Source organism: Halobacillus shinanisalinarum (assembly GCF_022919835.1).
GTDB classification, from domain to species: domain Bacteria; phylum Bacillota; class Bacilli; order Bacillales; family Halobacillaceae; genus Halobacillus_A; species Halobacillus_A shinanisalinarum.
The window spans coordinates 2393895-2412200 of sequence record NZ_CP095074.1 but is presented as its reverse complement, the minus strand read 5'-3'; the positions used below and the strand labels follow the sequence as shown (position 1 = coordinate 2412200).

Annotated in this window: 14 protein-coding genes, 2 tRNA genes and 1 other annotated feature; of the genes, 4 read left to right on the top strand and 12 right to left on the bottom strand. The window is 40.1% G+C overall.

The window, feature by feature from the left end:
* Nucleotides 1-825: 825 nt before the first annotated feature.
* Nucleotides 826-1458 (bottom strand): hypothetical protein, encoded by a 633-nt coding sequence (locus MUO14_RS11835; protein WP_244755397.1) that lies wholly within the window; start codon nt 1456-1458, stop codon nt 826-828.
* 743 nt (nt 1459-2201) lie between these two features.
* Between MUO14_RS11835 and MUO14_RS11830 the strand changes: the two genes are divergently transcribed.
* Nucleotides 2202-3722, top strand: coding sequence for a glycine betaine uptake BCCT transporter (locus MUO14_RS11830; RefSeq protein ID WP_244755396.1), 1521 nt, complete (start codon nt 2202-2204; stop codon nt 3720-3722).
* 497 nt (nt 3723-4219) lie between these two features.
* On the opposite strand, the gene MUO14_RS11825 is transcribed toward MUO14_RS11830, so the two are convergent.
* The 3 genes from MUO14_RS11825 to MUO14_RS11815 form a co-directional block, all read right to left on the bottom strand.
* Nucleotides 4220-4780 carry a hypothetical protein gene (locus MUO14_RS11825; RefSeq protein WP_244755395.1) on the bottom strand — a complete coding sequence of 187 codons (561 nt, stop codon included), beginning with the start codon at nt 4778-4780 and terminating at the stop codon, nt 4220-4222.
* On the bottom strand, nt 4758-5039 hold the full coding sequence (locus tag MUO14_RS11820; protein ID WP_244755394.1) for a hypothetical protein: 282 nt from the start codon (nt 5037-5039) through the stop codon (nt 4758-4760). Before MUO14_RS11820 ends, MUO14_RS11825 begins: the two co-directional genes overlap by 23 nt.
* A gap of 439 nt (nt 5040-5478) precedes the next feature.
* A tRNA-Arg gene (locus MUO14_RS11815) sits at nt 5479-5549 on the bottom strand.
* A 168-nt stretch (nt 5550-5717) separates the two neighbouring features.
* On the opposite strand from MUO14_RS11815, the gene MUO14_RS11810 reads away from it, so the two are divergent.
* Together MUO14_RS11810 and MUO14_RS11805 are read left to right on the top strand one after the other, a co-directional pair.
* Entirely contained in the window at nt 5718-6359 is a 642-nt protein-coding gene (locus MUO14_RS11810; RefSeq protein ID WP_244755393.1) for a deoxynucleoside kinase, read from the top strand.
* A complete protein-coding gene (locus MUO14_RS11805; protein ID WP_244755392.1) occupies nt 6356-7039 on the top strand; it encodes a deoxynucleoside kinase in 684 nt (227 codons plus the stop codon). Before MUO14_RS11810 ends, MUO14_RS11805 begins: the two co-directional genes overlap by 4 nt.
* A gap of 167 nt (nt 7040-7206) precedes the next feature.
* Here MUO14_RS11805 and MUO14_RS11800 read toward each other — a convergent pair.
* The 6 genes from MUO14_RS11800 to guaB all read right to left on the bottom strand — a co-directional run bounded on the left by MUO14_RS11800 (nt 7207) and on the right by guaB (nt 13555).
* Nucleotides 7207-7299, bottom strand: a tRNA-Ser gene (locus MUO14_RS11800).
* A 110-nt stretch (nt 7300-7409) separates the two neighbouring features.
* On the bottom strand, nt 7410-8684 hold the full coding sequence (gene serS, locus MUO14_RS11795; RefSeq protein ID WP_244755391.1) for a serine--tRNA ligase: 1275 nt from the start codon (nt 8682-8684) through the stop codon (nt 7410-7412).
* Nucleotides 8685-8736: 52 nt separating this feature from the next.
* Nucleotides 8737-8964: a binding site (T-box leader), on the bottom strand.
* A 56-nt stretch (nt 8965-9020) separates the two neighbouring features.
* Nucleotides 9021-9611: a pyridoxal 5'-phosphate synthase glutaminase subunit PdxT gene (pdxT, locus tag MUO14_RS11790; protein ID WP_244755390.1), complete on the bottom strand. Its 591-nt coding sequence runs from the start codon at nt 9609-9611 to the stop codon at nt 9021-9023.
* 18 nt (nt 9612-9629) lie between these two features.
* Nucleotides 9630-10514, bottom strand: coding sequence for a pyridoxal 5'-phosphate synthase lyase subunit PdxS (gene pdxS / locus MUO14_RS11785; RefSeq protein WP_244755389.1), 885 nt, complete (start codon nt 10512-10514; stop codon nt 9630-9632).
* 128 nt (nt 10515-10642) lie between these two features.
* The gene (locus MUO14_RS11780) at nt 10643-11980 is read right to left on the bottom strand and encodes a serine hydrolase (protein ID WP_396265826.1); all 1338 of its coding nucleotides are present in this window, start codon (nt 11978-11980) and stop codon (nt 10643-10645) included.
* Nucleotides 11981-12085: 105 nt separating this feature from the next.
* Nucleotides 12086-13555, bottom strand: coding sequence for an IMP dehydrogenase (gene guaB / locus MUO14_RS11775; RefSeq protein ID WP_244755388.1), 1470 nt, complete (start codon nt 13553-13555; stop codon nt 12086-12088).
* Between the two features lie 189 nt (nt 13556-13744).
* Between guaB and MUO14_RS11770 the strand changes: the two genes are divergently transcribed.
* Entirely contained in the window at nt 13745-14458 is a 714-nt protein-coding gene (locus MUO14_RS11770; RefSeq protein WP_244755387.1) for a YaaC family protein, read from the top strand.
* A gap of 21 nt (nt 14459-14479) precedes the next feature.
* On the opposite strand, the gene MUO14_RS11765 is transcribed toward MUO14_RS11770, so the two are convergent.
* Both MUO14_RS11765 and gyrA read right to left on the bottom strand, forming a co-directional pair.
* Complete coding sequence (locus MUO14_RS11765; protein ID WP_244755386.1) at nt 14480-15583, bottom strand: HD-GYP domain-containing protein; 1104 nt, start codon at nt 15581-15583, stop codon at nt 14480-14482.
* 87 nt (nt 15584-15670) lie between these two features.
* The gene (gene gyrA / locus MUO14_RS11760) at nt 15671-18202 is read right to left on the bottom strand and encodes a DNA gyrase subunit A (protein ID WP_244755385.1); all 2532 of its coding nucleotides are present in this window, start codon (nt 18200-18202) and stop codon (nt 15671-15673) included.
* Between the last annotated feature and the right edge of the window lie 104 nt (nt 18203-18306).

The following is an 18306-nucleotide window of genomic DNA, read 5'->3' as shown; positions in this document are numbered from 1 at the left end:
ACCTTTAATGAATAGCACATAATCTCTTGTACAAGATTTTGAACAGAGTTAGATAGAAAGTTGACTGATAACCTTATTAAATGGATGGTGGAACAGCAGACTAATCTCCACCAAGAGCTCTTTTTGAAGACCTTTCCTGTGTACTAGTTGTCACTCAGGCCGTCCGTAAGAAAAAACGTGGGGTATGAAATTGGGGACCTCAAAACGAATTATGCTGAACGGACCATATCCTTGTTTGATCACGTCAATGAAGCGCTAAAACAACATAAGAAAAATCAAATGGCTTAGAAGATGGAAAACAGACAAAGCATGAAGAACAAGGTCTTGTTTTTACTACGAGAAACGGGACCTTTTACACCTCTTAAACCGTTGATACTGAGCTCAGTCTTAAAAGAATCTGCTGTTAAGCCTATTCGCTTTCATGATATGAGACATACTCATACGACTTTGTAAACATGAAGGCACTCCGAAAGTAGCTCAGGAGAGGTTCGGGCACTCGTCGATCACGGTCACTCCTTGATTTATATTCTCATGTCATGTCGAACATTCAGAAGGAAGCCGCATTTTTCCTTTGAAAAATGCGGCAGCTAAAAAAAATTGTTTGCTTAACCCAAATATCGCAATCAAGAATATTGACAACAATAAAGTTATTTTTTTTATTCAATAAGTGCGCCCCTTATCATGAAGACTAGGATTCATGATAATATTGCTCAAAGCTATTACCAAACTTCTATTAGCTGGGTATTCTGAAGCAAGTTAAAAAGCTCCAATTAGATGGATAAAGGGAGGCGGTTTAACTTCAGAGCTGTAGAATTAACTCCTTATTTAATACTCTTTTTTCAAGACTTTCGCTGGATAATCTGAGTACTCAATCGACACAAAAGCGTGTTTAAGACCTATATCATTTTTTATAATTTTCACTAAAGAATTTAGTGTTTTTTCGTCAGTTTCTTTGCTCTCACGGTTCAGTACAACATTAATTGTTGGCGTTGCTTCTGACTCCTGTATATTTGGTCTATCTTCTTTACTATTAAACTCTTTGCTTGCACTTGTCTGTTCATAAATTACACGTACCTTATCGACCTGCTCAAACATTTTTTCAATATGCGGTTCTAATCTGTCAGAAAGCTTAGATTCCATCAATTCAGAAGTATAAGTATCTTCCATATTTGATGTTCTTTCATCCTGATAGACTAGAAACGTAATACCTGTTTTTTCATTCCTGACTTTTGCTGCATACTCAAATTCAGGATGGTTTCCCATATTATCGTATAATGTATCATAAACATTCATTTCATCTGTATAAGTTTTTGCTATATAAGTTTTTGCTTGTTCTTTGACTTTATTTTCCTTACCCTGATTAGGACTTACTTCAATAATAAAAGCAATTACCAAAAACACAATTACAAATCCAATAACTCCTGCAATGCCAATACCCCATTTAGCTAAAAGGCTCATATTCCACCACTTCTCCCAAAACAATAACCTAATCACCCCTAAATTTTGTCACCCTTACTCTAACACAAAATGATACTTTAGATATGCTCCAGTAATTTTGACTCGACCTACTCCCCTTTTCTTTCGTACTCCATTATATGGCCCTTCGTATCTGTAATAAATTTCACATTTATCTCGAATTCAAGTCTTCCAGATAATGGCCCTTTAATTGAAAAATAAGCGCTGATCCTTTTTACAGAATCGCGCGCCGGATAATGGAAGACACTTCTGAAACGGTTTTAGACTATACCCAAAAGAGTATTGGCATAGGAATATTTGTCTAGCTAGGCTTTGGCCAAATTCTATGCAAGGAAAAATTTAGGGATGAATTTTGTGTAGATTATCAATCCGACTAAAATTCAGACAGCCCATATAGCCGCTTTTATAAAAACTCGGGTGCTAAATAAATTTTGTCAGTATAGTTTCTTCAGTTATCCCTTTAGCAAATATTACTGCAATAAAGTTTGTGATAATTTCACTAGTTGATTATGAAAGTTGTCTTTATCTTCGCCATATACACTACACATTGCAAATTATGTATCTTCAATCATTCTCTATAAAATTCTGATACCTACTCCAATAATGAATAAAATTAAGTGTCCTAAAGATAATAAGACTTAGAATATTTTTTAAAACTCCTGATCCCCTTTCGTATTGCTGAAGAGGACGAGTGCATTAACTTCCAGATAAGGAGTCCTTCATCTATGCTAAAAAAATTTACACCTGTATTCAAAATATCGGCAGGAATTATGTTGGTGCTAGTTATTATAGGTATCTTATGGCCGGAGGGTTTGGAAACGGCTACAACTGATGTTCAAGCAATTATATCAAACAAATTTGGATGGTATTACTTAATCGTGGCGACACTATTCGTCTTGGTATGTTTGGTATTTTTAATTAGTCCACTTGGAAAAATCAAACTTGGTAAGCCAGGGGAAAAACCTGAATTCTCCAGACCAACCTGGATTGCCATGTTGTTCAGTGCCGGAATGGGGATAGGGCTTGTGTTTTGGGGAACCGCTGAACCTATCAGTCATTATGCGATCAGCTCTCCGACAGGGGAAACAGGTACTGATCAGGCAATAAAGGATGCCATGAGATTTACTTACTTTCATTGGGGAATTCATGCATGGGCGATATACGGGATTGTGGCACTAGTATTAGCTTATTTTCATTTCAGACACGGCAAGGCCGGACTAATCAGCGCCACCTTACACCCCATTATTGGTAAGAGTGCGGACGGAATTTTAGGGAAAGTTATTGATATTCTTGCTGTCATCGCGACAGTTATAGGGGTAGCCACAACACTTGGCTTTGGCGCTTCCCAGATAAATGGCGGATTGTCCTATTTGTTTGACATACCTATTAACTTTATCATGCAACTAATCATTGTAGTTGTCGTTACCGTTCTCTTTATGTTTTCAGCTTGGACTGGGTTAGGTAAAGGAATTAAAATTTTAAGTAATGCCAATATGATTTTGGCGGTCTTATTGTTTAGTTTAATTTTTATTATGGGACCAACATTATTTATATTAAATTTATTTACAAATTCAGTTGGGACATACGTTCAGAATCTTCCAGCTATGAGTTTTCGTATAGCGCCCCTTAACGAAGAGACAAGGGAATGGATTAATACATGGACGGTATTCTATTGGGCATGGTGGATCGCATGGTCGCCATTTGTGGGTATATTTATTGCTCGTGTTTCCAAGGGACGCAGCATAAGAGAATTTGTATTTACTGTTTTACTTGTTCCGTCCGTCATTGGATTCTTATGGTTTGCAACTTTTGGAGGAGCAGCTATTTCACTTGAACACAGTGGTATCGATACGATTTCATCACTTGCAACAGAAGAATCATTATTCGGTGTTTTCTCTAATTACCCATTAGGCATGGTTGCTTCGATTGTAGCTATTTCGCTTATTGGCACATTCTTTATTACATCTGCCGACTCAGGAACATTTGTACTAGGAATGATGACTACTGGTGGATCGGAAAATCCCGGTCATATCATTAAACTAACCTGGGGTGGATTGCTCTCAGCTACAGCACTTGCTCTTCTATATACAGGTGGCCTGCAAGCTTTACAAAACACAATGATTATTGCCGCTTTGCCATTCTCTATTATCATGCTGCTGATGACTATCAGTTTCATTAAAGCTATCTATAAAGAGGGGAAAGAATTAGGTGTAGGTAGAATTACTGCTCGTAAAAAGAAATCCTAAAAAACGTTATATTCTGGATTTTGCGCTATTAAATTGAATACTGAGTTTCCAAAAATTAAAATAACATAAGTATTGATTACCATGATCTGTTATTCCTGAAAATGGCCCGATACATTAATAAAAGCGCAATCCTTTGCTCCAGAATTGCGCCCTTCGTTGCACAATACTCATAAATTGAGTTTAAGGCTTTCCATCAGTTATGTAATTAACAAAATACCCCACAAACATAAATATAAAAAAGCTGAAGAGCATAAAAGTATTAGCAACAATTAGCCAATATTTTTTTATCAATGCTGCGAACACAATCCCGATTGGAGCAATAATAAAAATTATCATCCATAACGGACTTGGGACTTGAAAAACTATGTTAGGAACCCAAACAAGTACACAAATAAATAAACAAACTAAGGATAATACTTTAAATCTTTTTCTCCTGACCATTCTGACGCCCCATTCTATTAACCCCTCGTTTAGCCGATCGCCCGTTTGTGGAAGTATTATTCGATAATAATATTCCCTGCATATTCGGCGCTACCTTTATCCGTAAGAAGCTTCACAACAATAATGTAATCCCTTTCTTCTTCTGGCAAATCAAAGAATTTATCTTTAACTGGTAAATTCGTTTTTTCGTCGTTATGGTGCGCATAAACACGCAGATCCTCGATTTCAAAGTTATGATGATCAAATGATATCTCCATCTGCTCGCCAGAATCATGGTTTAATGACTCTAGTCCGTTTCTAAATAATGACATATCATCTGTTTCTTCTGTGTATTCTCGCCAGTCTGCTTTATATGATTCTAATTCTTCTTTATCTGCCTCATCTGAATTATTATCAAGTGAAACCCTAGGAGGATAAGGGTTATCATCTCTTTCCCGAACATCAAGATTTCCTACATATTCCGTGTTTCCACTATCAGCTTCAAGCTTTACAACAATAAGATAATTGCCTTCTTCTTTCGGCATCTCAAAAACTTGATCATCAACTTGAAGTTCCGTTTTTTCACCGTCTTGTTTTACATAAATATTTATGTTATCAATCCTTATATCCCTTATCAAATCTTATATCCATCTTTTGTCCAGAATAATAATGTAATGGCTCTTGTTCTTTTGCAAGGGAATCAATGTCATCTATTTTTTTCGTATACTTCTTGTCAGAATCCCAATTGATATTCGCTGTCTTCAATTCTCCTTTAACAAAATCAAGATGACTCTCAATGAAGGCGTTAGGAGGGTTGAAATCATAATCTTCACCTATACATCCCGTAAGTAAAAAAACAAAAAACAAACTTATAAAAATCATTAATTTCCGCTTCATATTTAAAACACTATCTTCTTCTTTTATGCTGTTAAATGGCCCTTATATGGAAGACTCAGTATCAAGATAAACTTCAAAACAATTATATCGCTTCTCGTTTTTTATCCTTCAGGTCGAAGAATACTTTCCCACCTATAGAGGGGGAGGTTTTCTTTTGGGGTTTTGAATTTCAACTCCTTCTTCACAAGAGATTCAATGAAAGTCAGATATATAGGATGTAGCCACTCTGAAATACTTTTTTCTGCGTTCTTATTCCAGAAATGACCGGATTGCGAAAGATCATTGAATGAAACATCTTTCATGTCACTCACCACTAGAAACGGAAAATGGCACGTTTTAAAATTGAATTAGCCAAAATTTAGCCAAAGATTTAAAAACGCGCCATTTTATCATTGGGGTGTATAAGCTATATCCCTTGTACCCCAGTGTTTTTAAGTAACGCCCCCGGCAGGATTCGAACCTGCGACACACGGTTTAGGAAACCGATGCTCTATCCCTGAGCTACGGGGCTAATAAATCACGTGCCTTATATTATACAAAAATTCTCCCAAAATGAAAAGTGATTTCTCTGTAAAATTACTTAAAACTTATTACTTCCGTTCACTTGATATGGTAAAATATAATTTGTCTGTCTAAACCTATCGAATTTTGTTTGACCTGATTGAAGGAGGAAAAGAGATGGGGCAATTACCTTTCATTGCTGTCGAAGGGCCCATTGGGGTCGGTAAAACGTCTCTGTCTAAAAAACTTGCTTCCCAGTTTGATTTTCATTTATTGGAGGAAATCGTTGAGGAAAACCCGTTTTTAGGCAAGTTTTACGATAATATAGAAGAATGGAGCTTCCAAACGGAGATGTTCTTCCTATGCAATCGTTTCAAGCAGCTTGAAGACATCGAGAGAGATTATTTACAGCTTGAAAAGCCTGTTATAGCTGATTATCATATTGCTAAAAATATGATCTTTGCTCGTCGCACATTAAAAGAAGATCACTTTAATAAGTACTCACAAATTTTTAATATATTAACGAAGGATATGCCAAAACCTAATATGGTCGTCTACTTACATGCTAGCCTGGATACATTGCTTGAACGAATCCGCATGCGTAATCGTGACGTAGAGGCAAATATTCAAGCTTCGTATCTACAGCAATTATCACAGGATTATGAGGATTTTATGAACCATTTTGAAGCATCACAACCAGACATCCCTGTCATTCGGCTGAATGGGGACCAACTTGATTTTGTGAAACATCAAGAACATTTACGACATATTGTTAAACAGGTTCAGCATCATATGAATAAAGGAGAAGTAGTCAAATGAACGCACGCGAACGCTATGGAATTCCACACGACAGCGTAATAACGATTGCCGGAACAGTCGGCGTCGGGAAGTCTACAATGACCAAAGCTTTAGCCGAATCGCTTAACTTCCGTACCTCTTTTGAAAAAGTAGATAAAAACCCATATCTCGACAAATTTTATCATGACTTTGAACGATGGAGCTTCCATTTACAAATTTACTTTCTTGCTGAACGATTTAAAGAACAAAAGAAGATTTTTGAATATGGCGGTGGCTTCGTTCAAGATCGTTCGATTTATGAGGATACGGGAATCTTTGCTCGAATGCATTACGAAAAAGGGACGATGTCAGAAACGGATTATGAAACCTACACGAACCTGTTTGATGCGATGGTGATGACGCCATACTTCCCACACCCTGATTTGCTTATTTATCTTGAGGGATCCTTCGATGATATTATCACCCGTATTAAAGATCGCGGACGTCCAATGGAACAGCAGACACCTATCGAGTATTGGGAAGAAATGTTTAAGCGGTATGAAAATTGGATCGATAATTTCAACTCCTGCCCTGTCTTACGTTTAAATATCGCTGATTACGACCTTCTTAACGATCTTTCAAGTGTCGAACCAGTCCTAGAAAAAATCGGCCACTTTATTCATCAATCACGTAAATGGCGTTCAAGTCATCTACTCACATAAGATAAAGGGAAATCCCAGAGGGCTGCATAGTTCTCTGGGATTTTTATGAGACAAAAAAAACACTAGGAAAGCCGTCTCCTAATGTTTTAAAACAATAAAAAATCGTTACACAAGGTAACGATTTTTGTTTATTAATCTCCAATATTATGCGCTATTGTTGATATAAATGGCGGAGGAGGAGGGATTCGAACCCCCGCGGGCCGTGAAGCCCCTGTCGGTTTTCAAGACCGATCCCTTCAGCCGGACTTGGGTACTCCTCCGTGTGACCGACAATAAATACTATATCACGCTTGTCCTCACACGTCAATAAAATCAAATAATTTTTTATGGTTAAGAGAAGAAGCTGTAAAAAACACAGCTTCCTTTCCATTTACTTAATTACTTCTTTGCCACCCATATATGGACGTAACACCTCTGGAATCACAACAGAGCCGTCTTTCTGCTGATAGTTTTCTAAGATGGCAGCTACTGTACGACCTAGAGCTAAACCAGACCCATTCAAAGTGTGAACATATTCAGGCTTCCCTTTTTCTTCACGGCGGAAGCGGATGCCTGCGCGCCGTGCCTGAAAGTCCTCAAAATTAGAACAAGAGCTAATTTCGCGATATGTGTTGTAGCTAGGAATCCAAACTTCGATATCATACTTCTTCGCAGCTGTGAAGCCTAAGTCACCTGTACACATGCTCATCACCCGATATGGAAGCTTAAGCAGCTGTAGCACCTTTTCAGCGTTTCCTGTAATCTCTTCTAAACGTTGGTAGGATTCTTCAGGTGTCGTAAGCTGGACGAGCTCAACTTTATTAAATTGATGCTGACGAATTAATCCCCTTGTATCACGTCCAGCTGAACCTGCTTCTGAGCGAAAGTTCGTGCTGAAGGCAACAAATTTCTGCGGCAGGTTATCAGCAGATAAAATTTCTTCACGATGATAGTTTGTCACTGGAACTTCTGCTGTTGGGATAAGGAAGTAATCCCAATCCTCTATTTTAAAGGCATCTTCTTCAAACTTCGGCAGTTGCCCTGTCCCTGTCATGGATGTTCGATTCACTAATTGAGGAGGGAGCATTTCCTGATAGCCGTGCTCGTCTGAATGTAAATCCATCATAAAGTTTAACAGTGCACGCTCTAGACGAGCCCCTAGCCCTTTATAAAAGACGAAACGGCTGCCGGTCACTTTTGAGGCACGTTCAAAATCCAAAATATCTAGATTTGTCGCTACATCCCAGTGAGCCTTCGCTTCAAAAACAAAAGCTGGAACCTCTCCCCATGTTTTTGCTTCAACGTTATCATCCTCATCTTCACCTACAGGAACGCTTTCATGCGGGATGTTTGGAATAGATAGCAAGAGCGTCTCAAGTCGTTCTTCTACCTGCTTAAGTTCCGTATCAAGTTCTTTAATACGATCACCAACTTCACGCATTTCCTTTATTTTGTCATCAGCATCTTGCTTTTCTTTTTTTAACTGGGAGATTTCTTTGGATACCTCGTTGCGGCGTGCTTTTAATTCTTCGGTTTCCTGAATTAACTCACGGCGACGGCTGTCTAAGTCACCGAACGTATCCAGTTCAGAAAGGTCCTCTCCCCTATGTTTGAGTTTCCCTTTTACTTCGTCAAAATTTTGGCGTAAATACTTCATGTCTAGCATGGTTATGACCTCCTTATTATTAAATATAAAAAAGCCCCCGTCCCTTTAATGAAAAAGGGACGAGAGCTTTGATTATAGGTTTTCCCGCGATACCACCCTGGTTGAAGACAACTCGTTGTCTTCCAGCTTACCTCATAACGGTGAGTGCCGGCACGACTTACTACTGGATTCAGTCGAGCAACTCAAGGATGGATTCACAATACTCTTCCGCCAGTTCACACCACCCACTGGCTCTCTTAGGAAAGAAGACACTGTTACTAGTTCCTATCATCGCGTTTCATATAAATTGTTTGGTGAAAGGCTGCTACCTTTCAAATAAGAATAGCGGATTGTACTTTAAGATGCAAGTGATTTTTTAGATTCTTCCACCATTTTTACAAAATATGCTGTAATACGATGGTCATCAGTCAGTTCAGGATGGAAAGAACAGGCTAAATAGTGATCTTGTTGGGCAGCCACAATGTGTCCGTCATAGGTAGATAGCACTGTAGTGTCTTCTCCGACACCTTCAATATAGGGTGCACGGATAAAGACAGCATTATACCCTTCAGCAACACCCTCGATCATTAGATCCGCTTCAAAGCTTTCCCGTTGGCGCCCAAAGGCATTGCGGCGTACACGAATATCCATTAATCCTAGATGAACATCATAGGAACCATCAATTTCGCTCGCAAGCAGAATCAATCCTGCACATGTGCCGAAAATCGGCTTCCCTTGTTTTCCGAATTGCCTGATCGGTTCAAGAAAATCATATTTATCAATCAAGCGCCTTATCGTTGTACTTTCACCGCCAGGGATGATTAACCCATCAATTTCTTCAAGCTGCCCCTTCTTCTTCACGACAACGGCTGTTGCACCAGAAGCTTCAACAGAGCGGACATGTTCCCGAAAGGCACCTTGAAGACCTAATACGCCAATTGTAGTCATGATGTCGATCTCCTTTTCTTATTGGCTGCGATCTGCCATACGCTGTTCTGGAGTAAGGGTGGACATTTCCATTCCTTTCATTGCTGTACCAAGTCCTTTAGACAATTCACCGATTAATTTGTAATCATCATAATGAGTTGTAGCTTCAACAATGGCACGAGCAAATTTTTCCGGGTTATTGGACTTAAAGACTCCAGATCCTACAAACACTCCGTCGGCACCTAATTGCATCATTAGAGATGCATCGGCTGGAGTAGCAATACCACCTGCTGCAAAGTTTACGACAGGTAAACGGCCAGCTTCACGAATTTCTAGTAATAGATCAAATGGTGCCCCATTCTCTTTGGCATAGACCATCACTTCATCATCGGACATCCCGCGAAGATGGCGGATTTGTGATTGAACTTGGCGCATATGGCTAACAGCCTCAACAATATTTCCTGTACCTGGCTCACCCTTCGTACGAAGCATAGATGCTCCTTCACGAATACGGCGTGTTGCTTCACCAAGGTTACGGCAGCCACAAACAAACGGTACCGTATACTCATCCTTTTTAATGTGGTAAATGTCATCAGCAGGAGTTAAGACTTCACTCTCGTCAATGTAGTCCACACCCATTGCTTCAAGAACACGTGCTTCAGTAATGTGGCCAATGCGCGCCTTCGCCATAACTGGAATAGATACGGCGTTCATTACATCTTCAGTGATCGTTGGATCTGCCATACGTGCAACACCGCCTGCAGCACGAATATCAGCTGGAACACGTTCTAGAGCCATAACGGCCACAGCTCCTGCTTCTTCTGCAATTTTAGCTTGTTCTGCATTTACAACGTCCATGATGACGCCGCCTTTTTGCATTTCTGCCATTCCTCGCTTTACGCGGTCAGTACCTGTTTGTGACATGATTATTCCTCCCTGTTTGATCTGTATAAATTGTCGACCATGAATCTTCTATAATCTCGATTCCTGCCTACTATTGTAACGTATTGCGGCCATAAATCCTACTATATAAATTAGGATTAGGATTAGAACTAGAACCAGCCCTTCACCATATCCATGGCACTAGTGAATATATCGCTGAAGAAATTCCCAACACCGCCTACCATCAACATAAACCAGTTTGATTTTTCAACAGCTGAAGTCGTAACAAGATCTACTGCTGTTTTTTGAGTTTTCCCAGTTACTAAGTTTTTATAGTTGTCTTCGCCGTTGTAAACGAGTTCAACCGTCCCAATTTTCTCTCCCTTTTTAATAGGGGCAGTTAGATTCCCATCTTTATCTAAATGCTCCTTAGAGATATTATATTTCACTTCATACATATCTTCTTGACCATTTTTGACCGGCGTTGTAAGATCCTCAGCCGCTTCAATCTCAACGGTCCCCTCTTTTCCTTTTGCTACAGGAACTTCTGATTCACCTTCGATTTGATAACCAGCAGGGAAAAGTTCTTTTTGTTCAAACTGCTTAAATCCATAATCAAGCAGCTTTCGTGTCTCCTGGAACCTTGCTTCCTCACTATTCGTTTTCATAACTACAGAAATAAAGCGTTGGCCATCGCGCTCCGCTGTTCCTGTAAAACAGTAACCCGCAAGGTCAGTCCAACCTGTCTTCAGGCCGTCCATTCCTTCATATCCATAATCAGCTAGGTACCCCGGCATATTTGGGAGCATCCAGTTCCAGTTTCTAATTTGCTGTCCGTCAAATTCGGTAGTTGTTATACTGGTTATCTCAAGTGCTTCAGGATAATCATTCACGAGATGATAAGCTAGTAGGGCAGCTGAACGGGCTGATAACAAATTGTTGGCATTTGGTTCAGTACCTTCTGGATAGTTTTCACCGAGATTACTATTAGATAATCCTGTTGAGTTTACAAATTGATAGTCAGGAAGTCCTAGTTCAGCCGCTTTTTTATTCATCATCTTTACAAATGCGCCTTCTGAACCGGCAATCAGTTCTGCTAATGCAATAGTTGTTGCATTATCTGAGTTAATCGCCATCGCTTCATAAAGTTCACGGACCGTATAGTCCTGATTTTGTGTCAATCCTACCCCGGAAAAGGATGGATCTGCGGATATACTATATGGATAATCACTAATTTGAGTTGTTGTATCCCAGCTAATTTCACCTTCCTCGATAGCCTCAAGGACAAGGTATTCTGTCATCATCTTGGTCATACTAGCTGGAGGTAAAGTTAAATCAGCCTCTTTTTCAAATAAAATCTTTCCTGTCTCTGCATCTACTAAAATAGCTGACTCTGCTTCCACTTCAACTGTGGCTGCGTATGTAATCCCAGGATTTCCAAAAATCATCAACACACTTAAAACAAGAGCCATTCCCACGGCCAATGATGCTTGCAATCTTTGTTTCAACTCTCTCAACCTCCACGAATAATTTATGCATCTTTGTTATTCTATCACATGGTTATATAAAAAAATAGACAGGGAAAAGTCCCTGTCTAAAGATTTTTTAACGTGTCAAATGGAGTAGTTCGGTGCTTCTTTTGTAACTTGCACGTCATGGGGATGACTTTCACGTAATCCCGCACCAGTAATTCTAGTAAATTTGGCATCAATTCGGAGAGCTTCGATTGTACTTGCCCCACAATATCCCATTCCAGAACGTAGTCCTCCGAGAAGCTGATGAATAGAGTCAGCTAGCGGTCCTTTATAAGGCATGCGTCCCTCGATTCCTTCTGGGACAAGTTTCTTCGTTTCTTGCTCACTTTGGAAATAACGGTCCTTGGATCCGGATTCCATTGCACCGACTGAACCCATTCCACGGTATACTTTAAAACGGCGCCCTTGGAATATTTCCGTTTCTCCCGGGCTTTCGCTTACTCCAGCTAGAAGACTTCCGAGCATCACTGCATGTCCACCGGCTGCAATCGCCTTAACGATGTCGCCAGAATATTTAATTCCGCCGTCAGCAATAACTGGAATATTATGCTTGGATGCTTCCATAGCGCAATCATTTACGGCTGTAATTTGCGGAACTCCAACACCTGCTACAACACGTGTGGTACAAATTGACCCAGGGCCAATTCCAACCTTAATGACATCGGCTCCTGCTTCAATTAATTCGCGTGTAGCTTCTGGTGTAGCCACATTTCCAGCAATAATGTTAATCTTAGGATATTTATCACGAATGCGCTTCACCTGTTCAATGACCCCTTGTGAATGGCCGTGAGCTGTATCTACAACTAACGCATCAACACTAGCCTCAACAAGCTTATCAATTCGTGTCATCGCATCAGCAGTTACGCCAACAGCAGCCCCTACAAGCAAACGACCTTGTTCATCTTTGGCCGAATTAGGAAATTCAATGACCTTTTCAATATCCTTGATCGTAATTAATCCTTTTAATGTCCCTTGACTGTCTACCATCGGCAATTTTTCAATCTTATATTTCTGCAGAATTTTCTCAGCTTCGTTCAGAGTCGTCCCTACCGGCGCAGTAACTAAGTTATCATGAGTCATGACTTCAGAAATCGCGATTGAATAATTATCAATGAATTTCAGATCACGATTTGTAATAATGCCTACCAGTTTAAGGTCTTCATCGTTATTAACAATTGGCACACCAGAAATTCGATATTTTCCCATTAAGTGCTCAGCATCAAATACCTGATGCTCCGGTGTTAAGAAGAAAGGGTTTGAGATAACCCCGCTTTCAGAACGTTTTACTCGATCAACATGCTCTGCCTGTGCCTCGATGGACATGTTCTTATGAATCACACCAAGTCCGCCTTGTCGTGCCATACCAATTGCCATAGGTGCCTCTGTAACTGTATCCATGCCTGCACTAATAATCGGCATTTTCAGTCTCAACGTCGGTGACAAATCTGTAGCCAATGAAACATCACGTGGCAAAACGTCAGATTTCGCTGGCAGCAGAAGAACATCGTCAAACGTTAGTCCCTCTTTAGTAAACTTGTCCTCACGCATATTTGATCCTCTCCTTAAATAATTTTGGGTAAATGTGGGTAAAGTAAGTGGGCTATAGTCATCATAGATGGACTAAACTGCCACGAAACTTAGATTTTCTTATTGTTATTTACAATACGACAATGATTGAGCTTTTTCAAGGATAAAAATATGGCACTTACCCCTGTTATAAAAGGAAGGAGTCGAGTTATGACAGATAGCCGATCAACGTGGCTCACCTATTTACATGTCACTTCACATACAAGACCATTTTTATTAAAATGCTATGACCGAATTGACAGTAAGAAAGCGAAAGAACATGCTTACCATAATGCTGAACGTTTTATATATGAGATCAAACTAGGAGAAGAATATTTATCCGCCGCTGCTTCCACCCCTCTAAGTGTTCAACCATTGCTCTACTATTATGGCTTGACTCACTATTTAAAAAGCTGTCTTCTTACCGTAGACCCAGCGTATCCCGCTACAGCGAAGGTACTGGCTCACGGACTTTCCACACGGAAAAGGAAAAAGATGCACTATCGTTTTTTAGAGGATGATGTACGCATTCAACCAAACGGGCTTTTCCCGTATGCAGCTAAGCATCTATTTAATCAGACAATTGATCAAAATAAACTATCAATGGATGATATGTTACGCCCTCTCCTATTTATGGAACCTATTTATTCATGTAAAGGTAAAGAGGCTTTTCCGGCTAAACTTCCAGAATTACTCGCCCATTTTGCCATTTTATATAATCTGAGTATGCTTGTTCGATATGAAGGGGAGTGGTGGGGGGAGATGGAGCAGCTAAGGGACCGAGAAGATTATGTATTTATTGTCCATTTCCTGCGATCCCTTCCCGGACATATCCCAGCGTTAGTTGCTGAATGGTTGAAAGATCAGTTTGTCAGCCTCCATTAAACCTGACAAACTGGCCTGGGTTTAATCAAAGATTTCTTCAATATGAATATCAGTAGTATCTTTTAGATGGATGATTTCTCCGTTTTCTTGGAAGCGGATCATTGGTCGTGTAGGATTCGATGGTTCAACAAAGATAATCTCTGCAAGCTGGTTATTCGTTAGTCTTACTCTCGTTCCTGTCGAATAATTTGTCAATTCTTTAACAAAGGCTTGAATCACTTGATGATCGTATCTCCCAAATTGCTCTTTGAGTACAGCCTCGAGTACCCTGAAGGGAGATTGTTTTTTACGATAAACCCTTTCAGATGTCATCGCATGATACATATCACTAACAGCGATAATTTGGCTGAAAAGATGAATTTTATCCTGCTTCAAGCCCAATGGGTAACCGCTCCCATCCAGTCGTTCATGGTGTTGAAGAATGGCGAGTTTCGCCTGATTATTTAAAGAAGGTATATTCTCTACTAACCGATAGGAATAAGTAGGATGTTTTTTCACTTCTTCATACTCTTGTTGACTTAATGCGACATTTTTATTCAGAATGGTTTCTTCAATCCGTGTCATTCCACAGTCGCTGAACAACCCTGCTAACCCCACTTGAATCCATTCACCTTGTGTATAACCAAGTTTTGCTGCAAGAAATCCTGAAATGAGGCCCAGCGCTACACAATGATGTTCACTGTAGTCTGTTGCCGTAGAATAATGGTGTAAAAGAAATACATCACGCTTAGTTTTCATGGCTCTTTTCAAAAGGGGAATGAAGACATTCCGGATTTCTGTCATATCGATGGATGACCCTCTCTGCCAGAGGGAAAACCACTGTTTATACTGTGTCACTACCTCTAAGTAATGATCCTGGAAACTGACGTTCTCTGTTTGTGTTGTGTCTTTACTGTGGGCTTCATGAGGTTTAGGGTGCCCCTTGAATTGTTGTTTAGGAAAGTAAGGTGAGCCATTTGAAAGTTTTGAACCTACTTCAATGGATTGTACGTTAAATTTATGCAGGATTTTAATATGTAGAGGATTAATCACTGTATGCTTTGGAATAATCGGCCGTCTTGTCTGGCCCATGATATCTTGAACAACAATACACCCTTGTATTAATTGAGAAGGATGTACATGCATATGCACCGCCTCTTTCTTAATATATAAAGAAAAAAGCCGCTCTGCCGCATGAACGACAGGCGACTTTGCAAATTTCAACGAACCAGCTTATTCTTCAGAGGAATCGTCCTCTTGAACTTCTGTTGCCTGTTCTTTTTTATTTTCCGCCTCTTCTATAGCTTCTTCTATAATTTCCTCTTCTTCTTTTTCAGACTCGATACGAGCGACAGTTGCCACTTCTTCCTCTTCCTGCAGGCGAATCAATCGGACTCCTTGAGTGTTTCTTCCTGTCTCGCTAATGCTTTCCACTGGCATACGAATCAGTACACCACTCGCAGTTATGATCATCACATCTTCTTCACCAGTTACAGCCTTTGATGCTACAACTTGACCGTTTTTCTCAGTTAAATTACAGGTAATGATACCTTTACCACCACGGTTCGTAATTCGGTAATCGTCAGCAGGGGTACGTTTACCAAACCCTCTATTGGTAACGGTCAAGACCTGCAGACTGTCATCAATAATTTCCATCGATACAACTTTGTCATCTTCACGAAGGGAGATCCCTTTCACCCCTGCAGCTGTTCGCCCCATTGAGCGAATTTGGCCCTCATTAAAACGAATCACATAACCGTTTTGAGTACCTATCATAATATCTTTGTCCCCATTAGTGAGTCTTACAGAAATAAGTTCATCATCTTCACGTAATCCGAGGGCAATTAAACCTCCGCGGCGAATATTCGCGAATTGAGAAATGCTCGTCCGTTTCGTAATTCCATTTCTGGTCGTAAAAATGAAATACCAATCATCAACAAAATCCTCAACGGCAATAACCGCATTGATCCATTCATCACGCTCAATCTCCAGCATATTAATGATTGGAATCCCTTTGGCTGTACGACTAAACTCTGGCACTTCATACCCTTTTGCCTTATACACTTTCCCCTTATTTGAGAAAAACAACAAGGTGTTGTGTGTTGAAGTTGATAATAAGTGTTCAACAAAATCCTCTTCATGTGTGCCCATACCCTGGACACCACGTCCACCTCGACGTTGTGAACGATAAGTACTTGCGGGTAGACGTTTGACATACCCTTGATGGGTTAGTGTCACAATGACTGTTTCTTCAGGAATTAAATCTTCATCTTCAATGAAGTCCGTTCCCCCTAAAATGATTTCGGTACGACGTTCATCATTATAGCGTTCTTTCACTTCAAGAAGCTCTTCACGAATAATTTCAAGAACTTTTTCTTCATCTGCCAAAATTGCACGCAGCTCAGTGATATGTTTAATAAGCTCTTGATACTCCTCTTCAATTTTTTCTCTTTCAAGCCCCGTTAAACGTTGTAAACGCATATCTAAAATCGCCTGCGCTTGTTTTTCAGAAAGACCAAAGCGCTCCATTAAACCTGTACGGGCAATCTCTGTTGTTTGTGATTCCCTTATCAGTTTGATAACTTCATCCAGATGATCTAATGCGACACGCAAACCTTCTAAGATGTGAGCACGGGCTTCAGCTTTACGCAGTTCATAAGCTGTCCTGCGTCTGATTACCACTTTTTGATGCTCTAAATAATGCTCAAGGCATTGTTTTAAGTTCAGAACCTTTGGATGCCCATCGACTAAAGCCAGCATATTTATCCCAAATGTGGTCTGAAGTGCTGTCATTTTATATAGGTTATTAAGCAGTACGTTCGGGTTGGCATCACGACGTAATTCTACCACAACACGCATACCATTACGGTCAGATTCATCCCTCAGGTCTGTTATGCCATCAATCTTTTTTTCCCTTGCCAAGTCAGCTATTTTTTCTACTAGACGTGCCTTGTTTACTTGATAAGGAAGCTCCGTTACTATAAGCCGCGCTTTACCATTTGCTTGCTCTTCAATGTCTACTTTTGCACGAATAGTAATAGAGCCTTTCCCAGTTTCATAGGCTTTTCTTATCCCGCTTAGACCGAGAATTTGTCCATGTGTGGGGAAGTCAGGTCCATAAATATATTCTTCCATCAATTCTTGGATTGTAATCTCAGGGTCTTTACTGAGTGCAAGTACACCGTCAATGACTTCACCAAGCTGGTGGGGCGGAATATTTGTTGCCATACCTACCGCTATTCCCGATCCACCATTTACGAGCAGGTTTGGGAATCTAGCTGGCAAAACAACAGGTTCTTTTTCTGAGCCATCATAGTTATCCGAGTAGTCTATTGTATCTTTGTTAATATCACGCAGAATTTCCATGGAAATCTTAGACATACGTGCTTCTGTATAACGCATCGCAGCCGCAGCATCCCCATCCACAGAACCAAAGTTACCGTGCCCATCTACAAGCATATTACGATAAGCAAAATCCTGAGCCATACGTACCATCGTGTCATAAACAGCAGAGTCACCATGCGGGTGGTATTTACCAATAACTTCTCCTACGATACGTGCTGATTTTTTATAGGCTTTATCTGAATGCATACCTAAATCATGCATCGCATATAAAATACGTCGGTGTACCGGCTTTAATCCATCACGTACATCAGGAAGAGCACGAGCAACAATAACACTCATCGCATAGTCAAGAAAGGACGTTCGCATTTCCTGACTAATATTCACTTCCTGTACGCGTGGGCGTTCGGGTTGATCAACCATTCATTTTACCTCCTAGTGACCTGCGAGGAAAAGAACGGCATGAAGCCGTTCTAACGTATTCCCATGAACAGGGGGTCATTTCCATTTTTCACTTTTGTCTAGAT

Excerpts from the sequence above, each read along its gene's own strand:
- guaB (WP_244755388.1), bottom strand. The coding sequence starts at position 13,555 with ATGCGTGAGGACAAGTTTACTAAAGAGGGACTAACGTTTGACGATGTT.
- MUO14_RS11810 (WP_244755393.1), top strand. The coding sequence starts at position 5,718 with ATGGGGCAATTACCTTTCATTGCTGTCGAAGGGCCCATTGGGGTCGGT.
- gyrA (WP_244755385.1), bottom strand. The coding sequence starts at position 18,202 with ATGGTTGATCAACCCGAACGCCCACGCGTACAGGAAGTGAATATTAGT.
- MUO14_RS11830 (WP_244755396.1), top strand. The coding sequence starts at position 2,202 with ATGCTAAAAAAATTTACACCTGTATTCAAAATATCGGCAGGAATTATG.
- MUO14_RS11805 (WP_244755392.1), top strand. The coding sequence starts at position 6,356 with ATGAACGCACGCGAACGCTATGGAATTCCACACGACAGCGTAATAACG.
- pdxT (WP_244755390.1), bottom strand. The coding sequence starts at position 9,611 with ATGACTACAATTGGCGTATTAGGTCTTCAAGGTGCCTTTCGGGAACAT.
- MUO14_RS11765 (WP_244755386.1), bottom strand. The coding sequence starts at position 15,583 with ATGCATGTACATCCTTCTCAATTAATACAAGGGTGTATTGTTGTTCAA.
- MUO14_RS11820 (WP_244755394.1), bottom strand. The coding sequence starts at position 5,039 with ATGAAGCGGAAATTAATGATTTTTATAAGTTTGTTTTTTGTTTTTTTA.
- serS (WP_244755391.1), bottom strand. The coding sequence starts at position 8,684 with ATGCTAGACATGAAGTATTTACGCCAAAATTTTGACGAAGTAAAAGGG.
- MUO14_RS11835 (WP_244755397.1), bottom strand. The coding sequence starts at position 1,458 with ATGAGCCTTTTAGCTAAATGGGGTATTGGCATTGCAGGAGTTATTGGA.
- pdxS (WP_244755389.1), bottom strand. The coding sequence starts at position 10,514 with ATGTCACAAACAGGTACTGACCGCGTAAAGCGAGGAATGGCAGAAATG.
- MUO14_RS11770 (WP_244755387.1), top strand. The coding sequence starts at position 13,745 with ATGACAGATAGCCGATCAACGTGGCTCACCTATTTACATGTCACTTCA.